The sequence below is a fragment of the Peribacillus sp. BM1 genome (assembly GCF_056679975.1).
In genome coordinates, this window is sequence record NZ_CM155259.1 from 321,404 (window position 1) to 334,140 (window position 12,737).

Annotated in this window: 12 protein-coding genes and 1 pseudogene; 1 reads left to right on the forward strand and 12 read right to left on the reverse strand. The window is 38.3% G+C overall.

Translation table 11 applies throughout. The features are described 5' to 3' along the window. Positions 1-112: 112 nt before the first annotated feature. The 9 genes from rbsB to AC1MGI_RS01575 all read right to left on the reverse strand — a co-directional run bounded on the left by rbsB (position 113) and on the right by AC1MGI_RS01575 (position 9,126). Positions 113-1,030 (reverse strand): ribose ABC transporter substrate-binding protein RbsB, encoded by a 918-nt coding sequence (gene rbsB / locus AC1MGI_RS01535; RefSeq protein WP_480348017.1) that lies wholly within the window; start codon positions 1,028-1,030, stop codon positions 113-115. Positions 1,031-1,042: 12 nt separating this feature from the next. Continuing rightward, positions 1,043-2,014: an ABC transporter permease subunit gene (locus AC1MGI_RS01540; RefSeq protein ID WP_062175741.1), complete on the reverse strand. Its 972-nt coding sequence runs from the start codon at positions 2,012-2,014 to the stop codon at positions 1,043-1,045. Next, a complete protein-coding gene (locus tag AC1MGI_RS01545; protein WP_480348018.1) occupies positions 1,998-3,497 on the reverse strand; it encodes a sugar ABC transporter ATP-binding protein in 1,500 nt (499 codons plus the stop codon). The genes AC1MGI_RS01540 and AC1MGI_RS01545 overlap by 17 nt, the downstream gene beginning before the upstream one ends. Positions 3,498-3,512: 15 nt before the next feature. Beyond that, complete coding sequence (gene rbsD, locus AC1MGI_RS01550; RefSeq protein ID WP_062175737.1) at positions 3,513-3,908, reverse strand: D-ribose pyranase; 396 nt, start codon at positions 3,906-3,908, stop codon at positions 3,513-3,515. A 1-nt stretch (position 3,909) separates the two neighbouring features. After that, on the reverse strand, positions 3,910-4,788 hold the full coding sequence (gene rbsK / locus AC1MGI_RS01555; RefSeq protein ID WP_480348019.1) for a ribokinase: 879 nt from the start codon (positions 4,786-4,788) through the stop codon (positions 3,910-3,912). Continuing rightward, positions 4,781-5,770, reverse strand: coding sequence for a LacI family DNA-binding transcriptional regulator (locus tag AC1MGI_RS01560; RefSeq protein ID WP_062175733.1), 990 nt, complete (start codon positions 5,768-5,770; stop codon positions 4,781-4,783). The genes rbsK and AC1MGI_RS01560 overlap by 8 nt, the downstream gene beginning before the upstream one ends. A gap of 395 nt (positions 5,771-6,165) precedes the next feature. Further along, positions 6,166-6,816 (reverse strand): cupin domain-containing protein, encoded by a 651-nt coding sequence (locus tag AC1MGI_RS01565; protein ID WP_480348020.1) that lies wholly within the window; start codon positions 6,814-6,816, stop codon positions 6,166-6,168. Positions 6,817-7,658: 842 nt separating this feature from the next. Continuing rightward, a complete protein-coding gene (locus tag AC1MGI_RS01570) occupies positions 7,659-8,030 on the reverse strand; it encodes an SET domain-containing protein (protein ID WP_253722299.1) in 372 nt (123 codons plus the stop codon). Between the two features lie 13 nt (positions 8,031-8,043). After that, positions 8,044-9,126 (reverse strand): CotH kinase family protein, encoded by a 1,083-nt coding sequence (locus AC1MGI_RS01575; RefSeq protein WP_480348023.1) that lies wholly within the window; start codon positions 9,124-9,126, stop codon positions 8,044-8,046. 166 nt (positions 9,127-9,292) lie between these two features. Here AC1MGI_RS01575 and AC1MGI_RS01580 point away from each other — a divergent pair, with 166 nt between their 5' ends. Next, entirely contained in the window at positions 9,293-9,514 is a 222-nt protein-coding gene (locus AC1MGI_RS01580) for a hypothetical protein (protein WP_480348025.1), read from the forward strand. Between the two features lie 325 nt (positions 9,515-9,839). On the opposite strand, the gene AC1MGI_RS01585 is transcribed toward AC1MGI_RS01580, so the two are convergent. The 3 genes and pseudogenes from AC1MGI_RS01585 to AC1MGI_RS01595 all read right to left on the reverse strand — a co-directional run bounded on the left by AC1MGI_RS01585 (position 9,840) and on the right by AC1MGI_RS01595 (position 12,608). After that, positions 9,840-11,342, reverse strand: a complete 1,503-nt coding sequence (locus AC1MGI_RS01585) for a malate:quinone oxidoreductase (RefSeq protein WP_403067891.1) — start codon at positions 11,340-11,342, stop codon at positions 9,840-9,842. 241 nt (positions 11,343-11,583) lie between these two features. Continuing rightward, a pseudogene (locus AC1MGI_RS01590) lies at positions 11,584-12,086 on the reverse strand (GNAT family N-acetyltransferase). Positions 12,087-12,407: 321 nt separating this feature from the next. Beyond that, positions 12,408-12,608, reverse strand: coding sequence for a hypothetical protein (locus AC1MGI_RS01595; RefSeq protein WP_480348027.1), 201 nt, complete (start codon positions 12,606-12,608; stop codon positions 12,408-12,410). Positions 12,609-12,737 lie beyond the last annotated feature (129 nt).

Below are 12,737 nucleotides of genomic sequence, written 5' to 3' on the forward strand. Positions count from 1 at the left end.
GACATTTTCAGTATAGTAGTTGAGCCGCTCTACACTTTCGATTGTTTTGCGAACTACAATCGAATAAAGCGTTTACTATCTATCGTTACTCATTAGAACCCTTTTAACCATATTATTCTTTTATTACAAGCTTAAGCGGAGCAGGAATAATTTTCTCAACTTTTTTTCCACTTAACACATCACGTCCAGCATCAACTGCAAGTTTGCCAATTAATTCTGGTTGTTGAGCCACTGTTGCCTCAAGCTTTCCTGCTTTAATTGCATTTAGGGCATCTTCATTTCCATCAAAGCCAATCACCATAATATCTCTACCTGAACTATTGATTGCTTCAATGGCACCTAATGCCATTTCATCATTATGTGCAAACACAGCTTTTATCGTTGGATTTGCTTGAATGATGTTTTCCATAACTGTTAACCCTTTTGTCCGGTCGAAATCTGCTGATTGTTTAGCGATTACCTGAAGATTCGTATCCGCAATCGTATGGAATCCCTTCCCTCTTTCTCGAGTTGCCGAAGCACCAGGTACTCCTTCAAGTTCCGCTACTACAGCATCTTTTCCAAGCTTTTCAACCATATATTCAGCTGCCATTTCGCCACCCTTACTATTATCTGAAGCAACCAAGGTTACGACATCGCCTTTATCTGAAGAGCGATCGAGCGTGATAACAGGAATGCCAATTGCATTTGCAGATTGAACAGCTGATGATATAGCAGCTGAATCAGTCGGGTTAATCAACAGTACATCAACACCTTGCTGAATTAAATCCTCAACATCATTGCTTTGCTTGGCAGTATCATTTTGTGCATCCACCACTTTCACGTCCATACCTAGAGCCTTCGCTTCTTTCACGACACCATCCTTTAAAGATACGAAAAACGGATTGTTTAAAGTCGATATCGAAAGTCCTATTTTAATATCAGTTGTTTTTTCTTTTTTTGCAGGCTTTGCCCAGTTAGGCGGTTCCATTGAACACGCACTTAAAAGCAAGAGTGTTAGTGATAGAAATACGACCAATAATTTTTTCAAAATAACCACTCCTTATGCTGTTTTCTTACGATCCAGTAATACTGCGATTATAATGACGACCCCTTTAACAACCATTTGATAGAAGGATGAAACCCCAAGCATATTCAAGCCATTATTTAATGTCCCAATAATCAAAGCACCAATCAATGTGCCAAATATTCTTCCTTTACCACCCGTTAAGCTCGTCCCACCAAGAACGACTGCTGCAATTGCATCCAGTTCATAGGAAGTACCCGCAGTTGGCTGGGCAGAATTCAAACGTGATGTCAAAATCGCACCGGCTAGTGCTGCTAATAATCCGGAAAGTCCGTAAATCATGACTTTTACTCGTGGCACCTTAATGCCTGAAATTAAAGAAGCTTTTTCATTGCCTCCAATCGCATATGCTTTTCGGCCAAATGGCGTTTTATGCAAAATTATATACAGCACGGCAAAGGTGACCATCATCGTAATTGCAGGTACAGGGATGCCTAAGAAATAGCCTTTACCGAATAATTGAAATAAGACATTCTCTCCAAGTCCTGTAATTGGATTTCCACCTGTGTAGACAAGCGTCAATCCCCTAAAGATAGTCATCGTTGCAAGCGTAGCAATAAATGGCGCCATTTTACCTTTTGTGATTAATAACCCATTGACCATACCCATCATTCCACCAAGTAGACAGCCAATGATGATTGCAATCATTGGATCCATACCAGAAACAATCATGCCAGCCGTTAAGGCACTTGAAAGAGCAAGGATCGCGCCGACTGATAAATCAATGCCACCTGTTAAAATAACGAAGGTCATACCAAACGCAATTAAGGCATTGATCGACACTTGACGAAGAAGGTTTAATAAGTTTAAAGGTTCAAGAAAGTTTGGATTTAGTATCGAAACAATGACAAACAACAATAGCAATCCAAGTAGTGGACCTAATTTTTGCGTCATTGTACTAAGATAATTCGTTTTCAGGGGTTGAGTCCCTTCATTCACTGATTTCATGTTCCAGTCCTCCTGTTGCTAATGTCATAATTTTTTCTTGAGTAGCTTCTGTGCTAGCTAATTCACCACTTATTTTACCTTCATGAACAACGAGGATTCGATCGCTCATTCCAAGTACTTCTGGCAATTCAGAGGAAACCATAATAATCGCAACGCCTCTGCTTGTCAGTTCATTCATCAATTGATAAATTTCCCGCTTCGCACCAACGTCGACCCCTCTCGTCGGTTCATCTAAAATTAACACTTTCGGACCAATTCCTACCCATTTAGCAATGACGACTTTTTGCTGATTACCTCCAGACAAGTTGCCCACTCTCGTTTCTGCAGACTGTGTCTTAACTGTTAACCGCTTGATCAACATATTAACAAAATCCAATTCACTTTTTTCATTAATAATGCCTTTGGGCGCAAAGCTGTACAGAGTTGGCAATACCATGTTTTCTTTTATCGAAAAATCAAGGATTAATCCCTCGTCTTTCCGATCTTCTGTAATAAAACCAATCCCTAATCGTACGGCCTGTTCAGGTTTCTTAATGACCGCTCTTTTACCATTCAACCAGATCTCACCGATATCCAGCTTGTCGAGACCAAAGATCGCACGCATAATTTCTGTACGACCTGCTCCCATTAACCCTGAGAAGCCAACGATTTCTCCCGATCGAACGGAAAAGCTAACATCCTGAAACACCCCTGCCTTAGAGATTTCTTTCACCTCTAACACGGTTTCGCCAATCTTTGAATCTCGTTTGGGAAAACGATCAGTCAGCTCCCTACCAACCATTTTCTTTACAACCTCATCAAAGCTTGTCTCAGGAATCGCTTTCGTATCGACTGTTTTACCGTCTCGCATGACGGTAATTCGATCGCAAATAGCGAAAATTTCTTCCATCCTGTGGGAAATATAAACGATTGATACGCCATCTTTCTTTAATGATGCAATCACTTGGAACAGTTTTTCGATTTCTCTTTCTGTTAAAGCGGCTGTCGGTTCATCCATAATAATGATTTTGGCATCTGTCATTAACGCTTTTGCAATTTCAATCATTTGCTGCTCGCCAACGGAACATGCCCCTGCTTCTTTATCTAATGGAATCGAAACGGCCAGTTTATCAAATTGTTCTTTTGCTAACGTTTTCATTTCTTTCGTTTTCAGTAATCCGAAAGCTGATTTTAATTCCTTGCCAATAAATAAATTATCAAGGACAGTCATTTCGGGCCAAATGTTCAACTCTTGATGAATGAAGGTTATTCCAGCTCGCTCGGCTTCTTTCGGGCTAGCAAAATACGTTTCTTTTCCATCAATTATTATGCTACCTTTATCGAGTGAATGAAGTCCTGTCAACACATTCATTAACGTTGATTTTCCAGCGCCATTTTCCCCCATGAGAGCATGAACTTCTCCAGCAACAAGTTCAAAGTCAACACCAGTAAGAACTTGATTCGTTCCAAATGCTTTATAGATGTTTTCCATTGAAATTTTCATTTACCACACCTCTTTTTAGAAAAATACACCGGATTGTAAAATACAATTCGCAAATGGCGTCACTTCTCCTGTGCGAATGATTACTTTAGCCTGTTTTGTTAATACCTTAAATTCCATATGTGTAACCCGTTCCACATTCGTTTCATGAAAGGTTTTATTCAAATAATCAAAGGTTTCTGGATTTCCATCCACCATTTCAGAGGCCATGATCACTTTTTCAATGACCATGTCCTCTCTTATCACATCAACAACTTCCTTAAAAGATGGGGTCCCCTGTTTTAACGCTAGGTCGACCTTCACTACCCCATCTGGAACCGGCAAGCCGGCGTCTGCTATTACAATCATATCCGTATGACCGAGGTCACTTAAAATCTTTGAAATGTGGCTGTTTAAAATTCCTGACTTTTTCAAATTACAGACTCCCTTCGACAGCAGCTCTTGTTGGCATGCCACCTTGAGCGCCAAACTTCGTAACCGAAAGAGAGGCTGCTCTGTTTGCAAACCGAACACTATCACTAAACCCTTTGCCTTCTGCTAATGCAACAGCAAAGGCAGCATTAAACGTATCTCCCGCACCAGTCGTATCCACAACTTCCACTTGATAAGATGGAATGAGAACTTCCTTTTCCCCATCATGATACCGCACACCATTTTTTCCTTCTGTGATGAAAACCTTATTTGGATATTGCTTTAAGGCTGCATGAATATCGTCACTCCCGAATAGTACGGCTGCTTCAAGTTCATTCGGTGTAATATAAGTGGCTCTTTCTATGACATTTTGGCTTAATGGTCTCGCAGGCGCAGGATTTAATAGAAGTGGAATCCCCAGGCTGTGACATGTTTCGCTCACATACTCGACTGTTTCTTCTGGAATCTCTTGTTGAATAAGAACGATATCAGATGCTCGAATAACCTCTAGCTTCTGTTCGATATACTCCGCTGTTACCATGTCGTTTGCACCTTTGACAACGATAATACTGTTGTCTCCCTCAGCAAGCGTGATGTGAGCGGTTCCGCTTTCCATACCTGTAACCCGTTCCACACACTGCGTTAGCACATTGTTTTTTGAGAAATTCTTAATAATCTCTTTCCCAAAATCATCATCGCCAACCCGGCCAATCATTGTCACTTCTGCTCCAAGGCGACTAGCCGCTACTGCTTGGTTGGCCCCTTTTCCACCTGGTACTGTTTTGAAAGACTCCCCAAGAATCGTTTCTCCTTTATCAGGTCGTTTCTGCGCTGTTACGACCAAGTCCATCGATGAACTGCCGATTACTGTTATTTTAACCATTTTTCTCAACCTTTCTTGTCGTCTGCCTTTCGATAAACATTACAGGCATTTGGATGTTTTTCTCAAAATGTGTTTCCTTATTGATCAATCTTATAAGCAGTTTTGCCGCTTCCTTTCCCATATCATACGCAGGCTGCCTAATCGTAGAGAGTGGTGGAAATAGCAGTCTGCTTAGTGGGATGTCATCAAATCCGATCAGTTGCAAGTCCTCTGGGATTGCTTTTCCCAATCGTAATGCTTCATGCATAACCGCAGCTGCAACCACATCGTTACTCGCAAGTATACCGTCTGTATCAGGGTACTTACCAAATAATTCCTTTGCCCACATCTCTGCGTCTGAAAAAGAAAATGAACTAGTCTCTATCACAGAAAAATCTACGTTTTCTGCACGAAGCTCTGCTATTGCTCCGTTGAATCGATCTTGTGCAGTTTGTAATTGTGCAGGTCCTTTAAGAATAGTAATCCGTTTGCTCCCTCGTTTCACTAACTCCGAGGCAGCTATTCGTCCACCTTCGATTCCATCTGCAAAGACAGATGGATGGTCATTAAAAGTCCTGTCAAGGAAAACCACCGGTGATGAAAGATTATCATAATGGCTACGACCTGTAAGATTCGTTGCCGTAATGATACCTGTTACATTATTTTGTTTAAATGTTTGTATATAATCTATTTCTTTCGGATATTTCTCGTCTATATTGCCGATGATTAATTGATAGCCTTGCTCTTGTATCTCATCCTCGATCCCTCGTGCAAGCTCAGGAAAGAATGGATTTCGAATATCCGGGAGCAATAAACCAATCAATCTAGATTTCTTTTTAAAAAGTGATCGAGCGACTTCATTCGGTTTATAGCTCAGCTGCCCAATGGCTTCGATTACCAGTTTTCTAGTATTTTCATGAACATACCCATTATTATTTAGCACTCTTGAAACAGTCGCTACCGAGACTCCTGCTTGTTTAGCGACATCCTTTATTGTTGCCATTTAGCTTCACCTCATATGTAACCGATTACACATTTAATTTATCATAGTTATTTTGAAAATACAACTATCGGCTCTCTTTTTAGAAAGATAATTTATTGAATTTTACTTCCAAAAATATTATAGATGGAGTCGAGATCAAAGGGTCAAATCACGCACTCTGATAGTCCTCTGATTTCGTCAAACACCGCCTTCAATAGAAAGCTTTCAAACTCTCTATTCCTAAATATTAAGATTCATATATCAATGACAGTTTGTGGAGAATGCAGTGCAGAGTGGGAAGCTGCCAAAATATTAGTTGAAAATGATGAAGAGTAATTTGCAGTACGCTTCAGACACAAACTGTGCAGTAAAAAGGACATGGATTTTCCATGCCAATAGTTGTGTTTTTTTATCTGCTAGCCCCAATATCGCTGATACTGAGGTACGTAAGGAGTTTGTTGGTATTGCGGAATATTATATTGCGGCTGTTGATATTGTTGATCTACATATTGATGAGGTGTATGTTCCTTTACTTTGTTGCAATTCGTGTATGGACCTATATACGTTGTCGGTTTAACTGGTGCAACTGCTTTTTTCCATTGATTTTCATCGATGCAATAAGTATCCGACATGACGTTTGCAGGAGTAAATTTTAAGAGGTCAGAACCTAAAATCACTTCTGGGGTTGGTGCATCAAAAATTGCCAAAAGATGAGTGTCATCAAGTGTAGCTACTTCATAATGCCACCAACCTTGTGGAACGTTTGCCACTTGTCCTGGTGTAATAGTGTAATTGAGAAGTTGTTTTGTGAATGGGTTCAGTATCGATACAGTAGCAGCGCCAGAAATACAATAGACTAACTCAGCTGCATTTTGGTGATAGTGCGGTTCTACGACATTATTAGTACTTAGGAAAATGTCTAGCAGAGACACATTTTCCAATGTATTCAACTGTTGCACACCTAATACGTTAATATAGTTGTTGTTATCTTTTTTGAACAAGGGACTTTTATTTACGTCAAAAGTGTATTGAGTTGATGGAGATGTGTAATCCATATATGAAACCATAAATTTTTTCCACCTTTACATTAGATATAAACAAACCTTCTAGGCATGTTATGTACGTACAATTAGTTTGGTGTGCGTAGTTATTAAAAACTTATTAGTACGCAGTTCGAATATACTATGCAGTAAATCAGAGTGAAATGTTAGGGATTCTTGCATTAACCTGTCTCGCTTGCACAATAAGAACGGATATCATAAAGACAAGACAGTCGTGCTTTTTCAATAAAGCACCCGGTTAACCAGCCATGCAGCGGAAATACCACTGCTGCACTACAGAGAATGAAAATATTGTGAACGGTCCATACTGGTTCTTATCCAGTCAATCCATAGCTCAATAAATTCTGACTCTCTCCATTTTTTTAACGAATGAGAAGGGTCTTCTTTGGTATTGTCTTTTTTCGAAGTTACAGAATTTTATTTTCATGGTAGTTGAATAAAAAAACGCTTTACTCTTAAGTAGTAAAGCAATCGTTTTAAGGAGAATTTCGGATTAAATACATAAATTCTATAGTTATATTATGAACATCAATTTTTGCCTTTTAGAGTCTACTATCACTTTCGATACGGTTCACCGTAATGGCTAAAACTGAAAAAAAGCCAACTAATATAGGATTTGATTAGATACAAGAATCAAATTTGTAATAAAAAGCTCCCCTTCCATAATCATTTCCTAATAAGAAATCAAAAGGGATTTAAAAGGGTTATCATACATGGACAATTTCTTATAATCAATCGTTTTTTAATTCCGAAGACAATAATAATCTCATTTACCAAAACCTTACGTTAGTTTTCATCATTTCAAAAAAAAGGACCTGAGAACTCCCCCACATGCAAGGCAACGAATTTCACTCTCTAACTTTAAACCATAACGGAGACTGATCCTTTGGGTCTCCATTATAATTGATCATTATTTCCTCTCCCTTATGAATATCTTTCCTTGCATAGAAGTCTATCGATTGGTTTTTAATGTTAGTTATATACCCAGCATTAGGAGTGTAAGAGTGATTGTATAATGAACCATATCCTAAAGCGAGAGCTTTACCCTCTTCCCACCAGAAAACATAGTTCAGGAGAATACTATCCCTCATTACCTTCCATTCTTTTTTAGGAATAACAATCACTGGCGCTTCCTCAATTAATTCGTCATTCTTAATATTACGGTTCGCAAATATCCCTCGACCATACTTCCCCGTATTTCTCATAACGATTGGTCCCACAGTATTTCCTCCTTTATGTCAAATCCTTCAGATGCTCGCGAAGATATCTATTCCGATTTGAAATATATCGTAGGATAAGTTCTGGCTCATTATCAAACATATCGATCGACTTCTTTTTATATGGATCTAAAGTTATATAAGGGCGTACTTGCCTATGCAGATTTGTAATGATTGGTTCTAACGCCTCAATTGTAAACGCAGTTTCCAAAATTTCTTCAAGGATAAGACGGTATTGATCACGGAATACCTTTACATCAAGAAGACGTGCAGTGAGTGTATTATAGCCTTCTATAGGAACATAATCGTATTCCATCATTTCCCCATCCCAATCCCTGCCCCATGTTGCATCATAATCCCAGGGAATCATCTCGAACAATCCATTTTCACCATTTCGATATAGTGCATAATTGTGAATGAAACCATCAAAGTTTTGTGTACAAACCACACCACATAGCCACAACAAATATTTTTTTACATCCATGTTTTTTGCAATTTCTTCACCAAAATCGTTCCTTGAAATTGTATTAATTTTATATATGAGCATTTCTAAATCAAGGTCATCCTCAGCTTTCCCTAATTTCCGGTCATACCCGGATAGCAAAGATGATTTTGGTTTACGTTTCGGAGTTAATAAGGAAAAATTAGCATGATAATTCGTTGCGTAAAAGATTGGACCATACGAAAGCTGTCTTTTTTGCAAAAACCATTCATCTACCGATTCAAGCTGTAAATAAATGCCCATAGGCTTTCCATTAAGTTCGATGACAACATGCTTACAATCAGGAGAAACACTCCCAATATTTCGAAAAAAATCAAAGGATAACTTGTTTCGAATTAATGAGGGATCGCGATATTCAGCATTAAGGTGAACTTCGCGCCCTTTAAATTCTTCATTATATGTTCCAAAGTCGATTCTATACGATTTCTTTGGGAAATTACGTATGTGATCTCCTCGATAAGTAATACCAATATCGTATGGAGTGTTGTCTACTACTAGTCTGGCAGGATGAGACTCCTCATCCCAAACGTTATCTTCCAGTTCTTCAAGGTGCCTAGATTCAATAAAAATACTGATTGTAGGAATATTATGTTGCATAACATCATACCTTCTTTTTTACATTCCATCTTATGAGGAAGGGAGTACATTTGATAATAAAATAAAATACATAAAATAGAACAAAGACATAGGACAAATAAAATAAGATTTCATAATATACACTACCTTATATTTTAAGGAGTTTTAGCGAAAGGTGGTTTTATAAATGGGAAGAGCCGAAATTTTAGAATTAATTGAACAAGCAGAAAAAACAGGACTGGATGAATTCTTAACTCGAAATCCAGTAGCAAAAGGTACCGGCACTGGTAGTACTGGCACTGGTGGCACTGGCAAAGGTGGCACTGGCAAAGGTGGCACTGGCACTGGTGGTACTGGCACTGGTGGTACTGGCAAAGGAAAGGGTAAAGGTAAAGGTAAGGGCAAGTAAGGGTAAAGATAACCTTACCCCCGGCTGTCGGGAAATTTACGGCAGCTGTTTTTTTATTTGTTTAAAATCTATACTTTTATAGCCTTAGTATTACGAATATCATAGAAAATTCGCCCTTACTTTTGGTACGGGTCACTGTAGCCTCTAACTGCGAATCTAAAAAAAGAACCTTAAATCCATAGATTTCAAAGGTTCTGTGTTTTATTTCCGATGATATTCTATTATTTTATCTCTGTTTTTCAATCTTTGCCTTTTCAATCTCTTCATCGATGAAAATGTTGCTTAAACTTGTTCATGTAACACCTTTATTTCTACATCCAAAGAATTAACTATAGACTAGCTCTTTTTCGCGTAGACCAAGCGCTTCTGCTGTTGAAGTATGAATTTCGTGCAAAAGCTCTGGATTCTCCATTAGTGACACACCATAAGAAGGAATCATTTCTTTGATTTTTTGTTCCCACTCATGCATATGTTGCGGGAAGCATTTATTCATTACCTCAAGCATAACGTGAACAGCAGTAGAAGCACCTGGAGAAGCTCCTAGTAATGCTGCAATCGAGCCATCGGCTGCAGTAATAACTTCGGTACCGAATTGAAGCGTTCCTTTGCCGCCTTCAACAGTATCTTTGATCACTTGTACACGTTGGCCCGCTACTACTAAATCCCAATCCTCAGATCTTGCGGTCGGGATAAACTCTCGTAACTCTTCCATGCGCTGTTCTTTCGATAACATCACTTGCTGGATCAAGTATTTTGTCAATGCCATCTCTTTTGCGCCTGCTGCCAACATAGTTAAGAGATTATTCGGTTTTATGGAAGTTACTAAATCGAACATTGAACCTGTTTTTAAAAACTTTGGTGAGAAGCCGGCAAATGGTCCAAATAGCAACGATTTTTTATTGTCGATAAAACGTGTATCAAGATGCGGAACAGACATTGGTGGAGCGCCAACTTTAGCTTTTCCGTATACTTTTGCATGGTGTTTGGCAACAACTTCTGGATTATTACACGCCATGAAAATTCCGCTTACTGGGAATCCGCCAATATGTTTCCCTTCAGGAATACCAGACTTTTGCAGTAAATGCAAACTTCCTCCCCCGCCTCCGATAAAGACGAATTTTGCAGTATGGCGTTCGACGCTACCACTATCAACATTACGTACTTTTACTTCCCATAGGCCATCACTAGTACGTTTCATATTATCAACACTATGTTTAAATTTGATATCGACGTTTTTAGTCTTTAAGTGGTCAAACAACATGTGCGTTAAAGCACCAAAGTTGACATCCGTTCCAGAGTTGATTTTTGTTGCCGCTATCGCTTCATTCGATGGACGGTCTTGCATAATTAGCGGAATCCATTCCATCAGTTTTGCTGGGTCATCAGAAAACTCCATCCCTTGGAAAAGAGGATTGTTTGACAGCGCTTCAAAACGATTCTTTAAGAAAGTTACATTTTTATCTCCTTGTACCATACTCATATGGGGCAATGGCATGATAAAGTCCTGCGGATTTTTTATCAGCTTGCTGTTTACAAGATAAGACCAAAACTGCATGGAAACCTGAAATTGTTCATTAATTTTTATGGCTTTACTAATATCTACAGATCCGTCCGGTTTTTCGACCGTGTAGTTAAGCTCGCACAATGCCGCATGCCCCGTTCCCGCATTATTCCATTCGTTAGAGCTTTCCTCTCCTGCATTTTCTAGCTTCTCAAACACTTTAATTTCCCATTCCGGTACTAATTCTTTCAAGAATGTCCCTAAAGTCGCACTCATGATTCCGGCGCCAATTAAAATGACGTCTGTTTTAGTTTCACTACTGCTCATTTTTATCAACCTTTTCCCCTAAAATTAGCCTAGAAGATGTAAGCGCCACACCAAGCTAAGACGCGAACTAGCCACACATCTTTTCTGCCTCAATTATTACCATATATAGTGTATCATAATTATTTTTATTATATGATAATTTAAAATTATTTAAAAGATCGTAAAAAGTGGGAAGTCCGTTTACAGGATCTAGGGAACGTATATAAACCACAGCCTTAACCCAGTCACATTCTAACAGTATTTAAAAGTCTTGCTTTAACAATGAATACATATATAAATCATAAAATTTACCGCAAGCAAACTCATAATTTCTCAATAATCCTTCTCTAATAAAGCCTTGCTTTTCTGCTAACTTTTGTGAGGGTGTATTAGGCGGTTCAATTAACGCTTCTATCCTTTGCAATTTCAAATGTTCGAATCCGTACCTTATTACAGCTTCCAACGCCTCACTTGCTATTCCTTTCCCCCAATAACTTTTACTTAACTCATAGCCAATTTCAGTTCGGTAATGTTGGGAGATCATGTTAAGAAAGCCGCAACTACCAATCACCTCATCTTCCCCTTTTAAAGTAATTCCCCATCTTATTCCAGTCTTTTCATTTAATATCGATTGATACCATAATATTTCATTACTTCTTTATCAGACATATATTTCAAGATACTGTTGGCGTCGCCTTTTTCAACTTTTCTTAATACTAATCTATTAGTTTCAAGTACCGGAAAGGTTTCAATATCTTTGGTCATAATAAGTCACCCCCTATATAATTCTTCAGTTTATTTTTTATCGTTTTCGAGTAAATAAGCTTTTATACTTTTTTTAAGTAAACTGCCGCGTTGGCATAATAAGAATAGGCTATCAAAAAGACAGTGATTGGTTTTCATTAAAGCACCTCTTCGATTAATAGTGAATCTATTACATTCCTGATAAAAGCATTACAAATACAAACAAAGGAAATAAAAGAAATAAAGATCGGAGCGCTACAACAGATGTGTAATTTAAATGAAACAAACCGGTCATATTCAGACCGGTTTGTTTCACTTCTTATTTTTTGTTCCCAGTAATTTTTATCGCAGCAGTGTTATTGTTGATATAGCTTCATCCTGATGATCTCCACCATAGAAGGCTTCTTGAATTTCAATATTAGCCTCGGTTGTAGAACTTGCTCCTTTTTTTTCATGTGAAATTTGACTGTCATCATTCATTTTTTCATTCAACTCTATGTTGGCTTCAGCCGCTTCTATATTATCTAATCCTTCTTTTTTCATTCATTTTTTCCTCCTATTGCCTCTTTTTAGTATGTTACAAAAAGAAAAAAACATTCAATATGCATCTCACATTTCGCAACCTTACTAACGAAAAAATAGAAGTTTTTTATCATTATGTCGAATCCTTTA

What these genes read in the sequence shown, in the direction of transcription:
- AC1MGI_RS01540 (WP_062175741.1), bottom strand. Translation starts at nt 2,014, where the DNA reads ATGAAATCAGTGAATGAAGGGACTCAACCCCTGAAAACGAATTATCTT.
- AC1MGI_RS01545 (WP_480348018.1), bottom strand. Translation starts at nt 3,497, where the DNA reads ATGAAAATTTCAATGGAAAACATCTATAAAGCATTTGGAACGAATCAA.
- rbsK (WP_480348019.1), bottom strand. Translation starts at nt 4,788, where the DNA reads ATGGTTAAAATAACAGTAATCGGCAGTTCATCGATGGACTTGGTCGTA.
- AC1MGI_RS01560 (WP_062175733.1), bottom strand. Translation starts at nt 5,770, where the DNA reads ATGGCAACAATAAAGGATGTCGCTAAACAAGCAGGAGTCTCGGTAGCG.
- AC1MGI_RS01565 (WP_480348020.1), bottom strand. Translation starts at nt 6,816, where the DNA reads ATGGTTTCATATATGGATTACACATCTCCATCAACTCAATACACTTTT.
- AC1MGI_RS01575 (WP_480348023.1), bottom strand. Translation starts at nt 9,126, where the DNA reads ATGCAACATAATATTCCTACAATCAGTATTTTTATTGAATCTAGGCAC.
- AC1MGI_RS01580 (WP_480348025.1), top strand. Translation starts at nt 9,293, where the DNA reads ATGGGAAGAGCCGAAATTTTAGAATTAATTGAACAAGCAGAAAAAACA.
- AC1MGI_RS01585 (WP_403067891.1), bottom strand. Translation starts at nt 11,342, where the DNA reads ATGAGCAGTAGTGAAACTAAAACAGACGTCATTTTAATTGGCGCCGGA.
- AC1MGI_RS01595 (WP_480348027.1), bottom strand. Translation starts at nt 12,608, where the DNA reads ATGAAAAAAGAAGGATTAGATAATATAGAAGCGGCTGAAGCCAACATA.